The sequence below is a fragment of the Mycobacterium sp. genome (assembly GCF_035499775.1).
GTDB lineage: Bacteria > Actinomycetota > Actinomycetes > Mycobacteriales > Mycobacteriaceae > Mycobacterium.
Genome location: NZ_DATJYB010000587.1, coordinates 1 through 2,454 on the forward strand (window position 1 = coordinate 1; position 2,454 = coordinate 2,454).

The following is a 2,454-nucleotide window of genomic DNA, read 5'->3' on the forward strand; positions in this document are numbered from 1 at the left end:
TCGCCACCGGATTCGACGCGCGAGCCTACGTGCGCCCGCTGAACGTGATAGGAGAGGGCGGACGCACCCTGGACGAGGCGTGGGCCGACGGTCCGAAGGCCTACCGGTCGGTAGCGGTGCCGGGCTTCCCCAACATGTTCATGCTGATGGGCCCGCATTCGCCGATCGGTAACCAGTCGTTGGTTCCGATCGCCGAGGACCAGGCCGACTACGTGATGTGGTGGATCAACGAGCTCCGCAACGGCCGCGTACGCGCCGCCGCACCGACCGAAGCGGCCACCAAGCAATATAACGAGGAAATGAAAGCAGCTATGCCGCAGACGATTTGGGTCTCCGGTTGTAACAGCTGGTACCTCGGCAAGGATGGCCTGCCCGAGCTGTTCCCCTGGACACCGGAGACCCACACCGAGCTCTTACGCAAGCCCGAACTCGCCGACTTCGACGTGCGGACCGCCTGACTAGTAGCCGGCTTGTCTCACCTTCGCCTGGTTCCATGGGCAGTCGGCCACGGTCGCCCGTCCAATGACGTTGGCGGCATCCTTGATGCTGAATCCGCCGTCGTGCGCGATGGTGAGCGCGAGTCTGAAAATGTCGCCTCCGGAATTGGCCTTATCGAGTGCCGCGCACACCGCGTGTCCGTTGCGGTTGACATAGTCGTCCAGAGGGCCGGCGTGCGCCACCGCCGGGCCGTGTATGGCGGCGACGGCCAGCAGCGGCAACGCTGTGTACAGGGCCCGCACTTCACCTCCGGCGCCACCGACTTTCCGCGTCGGGTTCGGCGGTGTTAGCTAAACTCCAAGCTCAAGGAATCGGCTTCACGCCGTCGACACAATGTCAGTTCGATTAGATATTCTTTGCTAGGAACGATACGTACTTTGACCGGTGGCGCTAAATAGGCTGTGTTGCCATCATGTTAATACTTGCCCAAGGCCTGAAGGCCCGGTGTGGCAAACGGGCTGCCCGTGGGCTCAGCGGTTCAGCCCCGGCGTATCACAGCAGAATGCCCGCGCGATCCGGGCGTTGCTCGTCGCGCCGAATTCCCGGGCCAGCGCTCAGGACGTCCCCGTCCGTCGGGCATAAGCCGCGCGCTTCTGTACGTCGAGGTCGCTGGTGAACACGCGCCCCGTCCCCAACAGGCGCGCGAGCGCCTCCGAAACGAGCCGCGGCATCAGCCGCTGAACCGACACCGTCATGCCCAGCGCACGCGGAACGATCACCCGCGGTTTGGGTTTGGCGATCACACCGACCACCGCGTTTGCGACGTCTTCCGGCTCGGCATTCTTGAAGCCTTTCGCGTGTCCGACGCCGGCGACCATCTCGGTATTCGTCAGGGTGGGCATGATCGCCGAGAAGTGGACACCGCGCCCACGGTTCTCCATGAGTACGCTTTCGGTGTATCCGAGCACGGCATGCTTTGTGGCGCAATAGGTTGCGATGCCCTCGCACGGCAGCACGCCGGCCAGCGACGCAATGTTGACGATGTGGCCGCGACCGCGGGGCAGCATCCGCTGGGCGGCCAGCTTGGTGCCCAGCATCACGCCGAAAATGTTGACGTCGAGCAGCTTCTTGGTGATGGCGTCGGCCTCGTCGGCTGCCTCACCCACCGCAATGACCCCGGCGTTGTTCACCAATACGTCGACGGGCCCCAGTTGGCTTTCCACCGCGTCCAGGAATTCGGTGAATGATTGCCGGTCGGTCACGTCCAACTTGCAGCAAAGCTCGAACGCGCTGCCGGACTGCTTGGCCGTGAGTTCGTCGACATCGCCGATGGCGACCTTGGCGCCCAGACCGTGCAGCGCCGTGGCAATGGCGAGACCGATTCCACGGGCACCACCGGTGACTGCAATGACTTTTCCTGCGACGGATGCGGATGTCATCGCTTCACGCTAGCCGAGGCATGATCAGCACTAATCGAAACCGCTGTAATGCCGAACCGTGCAAAGTCGTCTGGCGTCCGCAGCACATCACGAAGATAGCGGTTGCGGGAGCACTGATCGCGATACCGGCAGCCGGCGTGAGCATTTCGCTGCTCGCGATGCCCGAAGGCGGCGGCACGTCGATTGTGCTGGCGCCACCCACCGATCCACCACAGCCGCCCCGCCCGCGCCGGCACCGGCACCGGCGTATGACTCTGACTATGACTGGTGGTCGTATGGCGCGGGCGCCGGCGGAAGCGGCGGTGGCGGCTGACCTACCGGTCGGTGCGTTCGCACCGAGCCCCACTGCGGTACGAATGGTAGGTGCCTGAGCCGATCATCCTGCTGCTGTCGACATCCGACACCGACCTGATCAGCGCGCGTTCCAGCGGAAAAAACTATCGGTGGGCCAACCCGTCGCGGCTAGCCGACACAGAGCTTCCCGAGTTGCTCGCTGAGGCTGCCATCGTGGTGGTCCGCATCCTCGGCGGCTACCGCGCCTGGCAGAGCGGCATCGACACGGTGCTGGCCAGCGGTG

At 64.3% G+C, this 2,454-nt stretch carries 2 protein-coding genes and 2 pseudogenes; 2 read left to right on the top strand and 2 right to left on the bottom strand.

Annotated elements, in window-relative coordinates; translation table 11 throughout:
* Positions 1-458: pseudogene (locus VML93_RS35590) on the top strand (NAD(P)/FAD-dependent oxidoreductase); the annotation flags it as partial.
* On the opposite strand, the gene VML93_RS35595 reads toward VML93_RS35590, so the two are convergent.
* Together VML93_RS35595 and VML93_RS35600 are read right to left on the bottom strand one after the other, a co-directional pair.
* The gene (locus VML93_RS35595; RefSeq protein WP_325618105.1) at positions 459-740 is read right to left on the bottom strand and encodes a DUF732 domain-containing protein; all 282 of its coding nucleotides are present in this window, start codon (positions 738-740) and stop codon (positions 459-461) included.
* A gap of 312 nt (positions 741-1,052) precedes the next feature.
* Positions 1,053-1,877, bottom strand: coding sequence for an SDR family oxidoreductase (locus VML93_RS35600; RefSeq protein WP_325618107.1), 825 nt, complete (start codon positions 1,875-1,877; stop codon positions 1,053-1,055).
* Positions 1,878-2,240: 363 nt separating this feature from the next.
* On the opposite strand from VML93_RS35600, the pseudogene VML93_RS35605 reads away from it, so the two are divergent.
* Positions 2,241-2,454: pseudogene (locus tag VML93_RS35605) on the top strand (hypothetical protein); the annotation flags it as partial.